The organism is Gordonia sp. ALPHA1B1 (assembly GCF_005502615.1).
Taxonomy (GTDB): Bacteria; Actinomycetota; Actinomycetes; order Mycobacteriales; family Mycobacteriaceae; genus Gordonia; species Gordonia hongkongensis.
The window spans coordinates 1-6277 of record NZ_SCOC01000076.1 but is presented as its reverse complement, the minus strand read 5'-3'; the positions used below and the strand labels follow the sequence as shown (position 1 = coordinate 6277).

Here is a 6277-nt window from a genome sequence, read left to right as displayed (position 1 = left end):
GTGCCTTTCTTCTTGTGACTATTTGTTTGTGGTGAATCAATAATCACAAGGCAGACAGGCACTTTCGCGTATCACACGCCGAACACCAGCAACATCAGTGAAATATCCAGGCTGAGGAGCGCCCGGAGCTTGCGGAGGGCGCGTCACGAAGGGTCTTCGCAACTCGTCTCGCCAAGACCCTTCGTGACGCTCGCAAGCTCGCTCCTCAGGGAGCGGGGGTTGGCTCGCAAGCTCGCTCCTCAGGGAGCAGGGGGGTCGCCGTCCTTACTCCCTGAGGAGCGCAAGCGGGCTGCCTTCTCTGCTCCCTGAGGTGCGAGGAGCGCAAGCGGGCTGCCTTCTCTGCTCCCTGAGGTGCGAGGAGCGCAAGCGGGCTGCCTTCTCTGCTCCCTGAGGTGCGAGGAGCGCAAGCGACGAGCCTCGAAGGGTCGGCGACGTCAGGGCACGAGGATCGCCCGCCCGCGGACCCGGCCGGCGTCGAGGTCGTCGAGCGCCTGCTGGAAGTCGTCGAGGGCGTAGGTGCTGGTGTGCAGCTTCACCTTTCCCCGCGCGGCGAGGTCCATCAGTTCCCCGAGGTCGTTGTACGACCCGACGAGGTTGCCGATGTAGTTGATCTCCGTGGAGATCACGTCGATGGTCGGCACGTTGATGTTCTCCCCGTATCCGACGACGAAGAAGCTGCCCGCGCGCCGCAGCATCGCGGTACCCTCGGCGGTGGCCCCGCCCTCGCCGACGAAGTCGAGCACTGCCTCGGCGCCGTGCCCACCGGTCAGCTCGAGAACCTTCTCGACATGTGAACCGTCGGCGACGATCCCGATGTCGGCCCCGATCTGCTGGGCGAGTTCGACGGCGTCCGGATTACGGTCCACCACGATGAGCCGGACCGCCGAGATGGCCGCGAGAACCTGAATCCCGATGTGCCCCAGTCCTCCGGCGCCGATCACCACGCAGGTGTCCCCGGGACGCGTCATGCGCGCGACCTTGGCGGCGGCGTGATACGCGGTGAGTCCCGCGTCGGCGAGTGCGGCGACGTCGGCGGGTTCCAGGGAATCGTCGATCCGCACGACGCTGCGGGCGGTGGTTTTCAGGAATTCGGCATATCCGCCGTTGGTGTCGATGCCCGGGAACTGGCTGTTCTCGCAGTGGACGTCGTCGCCGAACCGGCACGCCCGGCAGAGACCGCAAGTGATGAGCGGATGCAGGATCACCTTGTCGCCGACGGCCACGTTCGTGACCGCGTCCCCGACCGCGTCGACCCAACCCGCGTTCTCGTGGCCGATCGTGTACGGCAGCGCCACACCGGATTTCTCCTCCCACTGGCCCTCGAGGATGTGCAGGTCGGTGCGGCACACGCCGGCGCCCCCGATCTTCACGATGACGTCGAAGGGACCGGTCACCTCCGGTGCGGGAATCTCGTTGAGTTGCAACTTGTCGTGGTAACCCACGACCTGGACTGCGCGCATGGTCTACTCCTGTTCCGTTCGGGTGATGGCGTCGCGGGTGGTCCGGAGGTCGGTGATGACGGGTCCGCTCCGGCCGTCGCAGGCCGTGTCGTCGGCGTAACGGGTGGCGAGCAGGCCGCGGCAGAAGTGGCTGTTCCCCTCCATCGAGATGCGCACCGAGCGCGCGAAGCGCAGGCGCATCGGCACCTGTTCGGCCGGCAACGGGCGGCCCTCCTCGTCGACGACGACGAGGCTGTTGGGGCACACGCTGAGCCCCAACTCCATCCGCCGTCGTAGCAGCGCCGACTTGCGGTGGCCGCGCGGAAGATCCCGCAGGGCGAGGCGGTCGACCTCGGACACGAGCACGCGTCCGGCGGTGAGCTCGGCCGCGACGCAGCGCTCCATCGCGGCGGTGTGTGCTTTGCGCCGGAACGTGAGTCGGAGCTCGTCGAGGCTCTCGAGTGCCTCCACCCCGAACGTGCTCTTGTAGCCCGCGTGCGCGTCGAGTCCGGTGTTGATCTTGTCGCTGTCGTGATGATCGTCGAGCAACACGCGGACCTGACCGATCCCGTCGATGTCCTCGAGCGCATCGAGGGCGTCCGAACCCATGAGGTAGGCGAAGTTCGGCGAACAGAACGAGGTGGGAAGTCGCAGATGGACCGTCACCCCGGCGTCCTCGAGGAGGATCGACCGGACGAAGGCGAGATCGGTGATCGGCTCGTCGAGTTCGGGATCGAGGACCGTGTCCAGCGCAGCGAGTACGTCGCGCTCGAGGCGGCTCGCCCGGTCGACGCCGAGTGCCGGCCGATCGTCCAGGGCGGTCATGCGTTCACCGCGTCCTTCGCCCCGGCCGCCACCTCGGCATCCGGATCGGCTGCGCTGGTCGGCAACCGCAGCTCCTCGGGCACCTCGATGTGAGGGTACAGCGCGGCCGCATTCAGGCCGAGGATCTTCTTCTTCTGCTCGACCGTGATCGGTGCGTACTCGGTCATGTCCTCGGGGATCTGGAAGTCGACGAACTTCTCGACCAGCCACTGCGGGGTCCACAGCGCGTAGTCGCTGGCGAAGAGGATCTTGTCCTCGCCGATCCAGTACAGGAGCTCGCCGATGATCTGCGCGAAGTATCGCGGCCGCGTGTGGATGAACGGGATCGCCACGGCCAGACCGCCGAACACGTTGGACTCCTGGGTTGCGATCCAGCAGAAATCCTCGAGCCGGGGCAGGCCCACGTGCTCGATGACGAAGTTCAGGTCGAGGTAGTCGGTGGCCACCTTGTCGACATCGGCGACGTCGAAAGCGTCACGGTCCAGCGGCCGGATGGTGGGGCCCTTGTGGATGTGGACGTTCTTGATGCCGAGTTTGATGCACTCCTCGAGATAGCGCCGCGACCAGGCGTCGTCGAGCTTGTATCCGCGTGAGTCGCCGAACCATTCGGCCGTGTAGAGCTTGACGCCCTTGAGGTTCATCGTCTCGGCGTCGCGCCGCAGCTGCTCGAGACCGGCCTCGCCGTGGCGGGGATCGTAGGCGTGGTTGTAGGTCAGCAGGCCGGGATTGTCCTCGCACAGCTTGAGCGAGTCGTCGACCTGGGCGAAACCGTTGACATAGAAGTCCTTCAGGATGGTGGCCTGGAAGATGGCATGGTCGGCCGGCCCCTCCTCGAAGAGGTCTCGCATCAGGCGGTCCGGGCCGTAATAGGTGTAGGTGTCGTAGTCCCACACCTTGTCCTCGGGGCTGAGGTTGCGGTGATAGTCGTAGAAGCAATCGATGAACTGCTTGCCGTGGATGTTCTTCTGATTGGACTCGCGTCCGTCCCAGAGGTGGACGTGGGCGTCGACGATGAAGTACTTGTCGCCGTTCTTCTCGTACATCGTGTGCTCCTGACGATCGTGGGCTGTGGTCTCGGCGGGCGGGGCCGGTTGTCTCGGATGTGATTGGCGGGGAGGTGTTCTCGGTGGTGGGAGGGGTGGTGCGGGGTTGGTGTACGTCGTGGCCGCCGGGAACGGGCCGCCGGCGGCCACGACGCATGCCTGGTGGGCTCGGGTTCGAGCGTCAGCCCTGGGCGGTGAGGTCGAACCCGATGTACTCGGCGGCGTCCTCCGGGCTGGCGAACAGGAAGGTCCGGTCGTCGAGGTGCACCATCCGTCCGTAGTGGGTGGAGCTGATCTCCTCGAAGATCGATCCGTCGAAGTCCTGGCCGAGCGCGTCGGTCAGTTCGTCGTAGTCGAACTCGAGCCGGTTCACCCCGTCCACACGGATCATCGACGGATACTCGGTGAGTTCGACCCCGTCCTTCGAGCCCATGACGTCGGCGACGACCCGGCCGATCGGGGTGTTCATCAGCGTCACGCCGCACATGTTGGAGAACTCGGTCTCCGCGCCGAATTGCATGGTCACTTGGTCAACTCCTCGGGGATGGCGACATCGATGGATGTCAGCAGGTCGGTGAACTTGGCGGTCGCCGCGTCCAGGCTGGTGGCGAAGGTGATCGACTTGTCGGCCGGCTGGGACCAGATCGGTTGCAGCGCACGGGCCGCCTCGAGACACCGGGGCACCCACACGGCGAGCCACTGGGCGAACAGCTCCTTGTTCTGGTCGCCGAATTCCTCGTCGCGCGTGAGGATTCGGAACAGGCTCCGCGTGTAGGCCAGGTCGCGGTCGTAGTCGTACTCACCGGTGCCGACGATGGTGGGGGTGATGTAGTCGCCGTTGCGGGCGGCGACCTGCATGACCAGCTCCGAGCGGAAGAGCGATCCGACGAGCTGCTCGAAGACGATGTTGGTGGCGAACAGCAGCTCGCACCAGTCACCGACCGCCGTCAACCGTTCGACCACCTCGCGGGTCGGCTGCCACTCCGGTGCTGCCTGCCACACCTCTTTGTGTGCCTCGCCGTCGAATTCCTCCTCGGCTTCGGACAGGTCGAGGTTGAACAGCGCGAGATCCTGGGCGAAGCGCATCTTGTGCGCGGCGTTCACGGCCACGGCGGTGTTGATCATGTTGGTCGGTCCGGACCGCTGGATGGAGGTGAACACATGCAGCGCCAATCCGTTCTCGGCATGCATCCAGGCACCCAGGTTGCGCTCGATGAACTTGAGCCACGGTGAATTCCAGGAGTCGTATGCGCGTGCCCGCTTGGCGTTCTGCAGACACAGGTCGACCTGGTGGACGACCGCTGAGTTGTTCCGGTAGATCGTCTGGTCCCACTCCTCGTTCGGGTCGAGGAAGGCGTGCCAGTTGCTCGACTTCGCCGTCGTCCACTCCTGCGGGTAGCCGCCGGGACCGTTGCCGAAGCCGTAGATCCAGCCCTGACTCAGGTGCCGTTCGGGATCGGGCTGTACGTCGACGGTGACGTCCTCGTACATCGTCGCGCGCTTCTTGGCCGGCTGGTAGTAGCTGTACTTGCGGCTCTTGGAACTCGGGAAGTCTTTGGCGCCGGCCTCGGCGTCGGTGAACTCGATGGACGGGAAACTGCGTTCTCGCTGGTTGGGTTTGGGTGCGGTGGGTGCGGACATACTGCGCGCTCCTCGGGGTGTCGGCGGGCTGTCGAAGGTCTGGGTGGGCTAGTCGAATGCCGGGCTGGTGAAACTGTCGTAGAAGATCTGGTCACGGGGCACCGAATGTTGTTCGGCGAGAGCCAACGCCGCGTCGACCATGGGCGGCGGTCCGCAGAAGTACACCTCCGTTCGGGACAGGTCGGATTCGCATCCGTTGACGATGTCGGTGACGTTGCCCTCGGCCACCGAGACGCCTGCGGGAGCGTCGGCGGCGGACTCGGACAAGCATGCGGTGAAGCTGAAGTCGGTGATCTTCTCACCGAGAGAGGCGATCTCGTCGAGACAGAAGAGATCTGCCGCGGTGCGGGCGCCGTAGTAGAAGCGCACCGGACGTTGGATTCCGGCTTCGCTGATGTGCCGGAGGAGGGACAGCAGCGGTGCCATCCCGGCGCCGCCGCCGATGCAGACGAGCGGCAGCACGTGCCCGTTGCGGAGGGTGCATGACCCGTACGGGCCGTTGACCATGATCTCGGTGCCCGGTTCGAGTCCGTTCTCGAGCATGCCGGCGAACACTCCGCCCGGGTACTTCTTGATCAGGAACTCGAGTTTGTCGGGGGTCGACTGGGTGGTGGCGATCGAGAAGGACCGCTTCTCCTCGGTACCGGGGATCGAGAGGTCCACATACTGACCGGGTTTGAACTCGAAGGTGGCCGGCTCGACCACGTCGAGTCGCAGGGACACGATGTCCTTGGTCATCGGCTCGACCGCGGTGACCCGCGTGCGTACGTCCTGGATCGGTGCGCCGCCGAGCAATTCGTCCTCGTCGAAGTTCAGCAGTTCGATGTCGCAGTCGCTGTAGGCGTACGTGCGGCAGAGCAAGACATACCCTTCGGCCTCCTCGGCGTCGTTGCAGGCGAAGGTCGAGTAGTCGTCCATCTGGACGTCGCCGTCGAGCATGTAGGACTTGCACGCCGAGCACCGGCCCTCCCGGCACCCGTGCATGAGGTGGATGCCCTGCCGGAATGCGGCGTCGAGGATGGTCTCGTCCTCGCCGACCTCCATCTCGATGTCGACGGGGGCGAAGTTGATGCGATGTGTGTCGGCCACTGTTTCTCCAGTTCGGACTTCGGTTGCCGGGACCCTTCGTGACGCTCCGCTGCGCTCCGCTCCTCAGGGAACAGGGGTGACGCTTGGCTCCTCAGCCTGAATCCGTGGAAGGGGTTTCAGGTGGGGTGGGTTGGGGCGCGTGATCGTCTGATTGTGTTGTGGGCGTGTGGTATTCGCTGACTTGTGTCAGCTTTTTCACTGGGGTTCCTTGGTGGTGGGTGGGCGGGTGTGGTTGGTAGG

6 protein-coding genes are annotated in these 6277 nt (G+C 65.1%); all 6 read right to left on the bottom strand.

What is annotated here, in order from left to right; all coding sequences use genetic code 11:
• Positions 1-434: 434 nt before the first annotated feature.
• The 6 genes from FFS52_RS23330 to FFS52_RS23305 all read right to left on the bottom strand — a co-directional run bounded on the left by FFS52_RS23330 (position 435) and on the right by FFS52_RS23305 (position 6037).
• The gene (locus tag FFS52_RS23330) at positions 435-1460 is read right to left on the bottom strand and encodes an NAD(P)-dependent alcohol dehydrogenase (protein WP_078113341.1); all 1026 of its coding nucleotides are present in this window, start codon (positions 1458-1460) and stop codon (positions 435-437) included.
• A 3-nt stretch (positions 1461-1463) separates the two neighbouring features.
• Positions 1464-2264, bottom strand: a complete 801-nt coding sequence (locus FFS52_RS23325) for an iron-sulfur cluster assembly protein (RefSeq protein ID WP_078113342.1) — start codon at positions 2262-2264, stop codon at positions 1464-1466.
• A complete protein-coding gene (locus FFS52_RS23320) occupies positions 2261-3307 on the bottom strand; it encodes an amidohydrolase family protein (protein ID WP_078113343.1) in 1047 nt (348 codons plus the stop codon). Before FFS52_RS23320 ends, FFS52_RS23325 begins: the two co-directional genes overlap by 4 nt.
• Positions 3308-3488: 181 nt before the next feature.
• Positions 3489-3827, bottom strand: coding sequence for a propane 2-monooxygenase effector subunit MimD (gene mimD / locus FFS52_RS23315; protein WP_171011722.1), 339 nt, complete (start codon positions 3825-3827; stop codon positions 3489-3491).
• A gap of 2 nt (positions 3828-3829) precedes the next feature.
• Entirely contained in the window at positions 3830-4948 is a 1119-nt protein-coding gene (locus FFS52_RS23310) for an aromatic/alkene monooxygenase hydroxylase subunit beta (protein ID WP_137811065.1), read from the bottom strand.
• 48 nt (positions 4949-4996) lie between these two features.
• Positions 4997-6037, bottom strand: a complete 1041-nt coding sequence (locus FFS52_RS23305) for a 2Fe-2S iron-sulfur cluster-binding protein (protein WP_137811064.1) — start codon at positions 6035-6037, stop codon at positions 4997-4999.
• Positions 6038-6277 lie beyond the last annotated feature (240 nt).

Coding starts and splice junctions, on each gene's coding strand:
- mimD (WP_171011722.1), bottom strand. CDS start 3,827: ATGCAATTCGGCGCGGAGACCGAGTTCTCCAACATGTGCGGCGTGACG.
- FFS52_RS23330 (WP_078113341.1), bottom strand. CDS start 1,460: ATGCGCGCAGTCCAGGTCGTGGGTTACCACGACAAGTTGCAACTCAAC.
- FFS52_RS23320 (WP_078113343.1), bottom strand. CDS start 3,307: ATGTACGAGAAGAACGGCGACAAGTACTTCATCGTCGACGCCCACGTC.
- FFS52_RS23325 (WP_078113342.1), bottom strand. CDS start 2,264: ATGACCGCCCTGGACGATCGGCCGGCACTCGGCGTCGACCGGGCGAGC.
- FFS52_RS23310 (WP_137811065.1), bottom strand. CDS start 4,948: ATGTCCGCACCCACCGCACCCAAACCCAACCAGCGAGAACGCAGTTTC.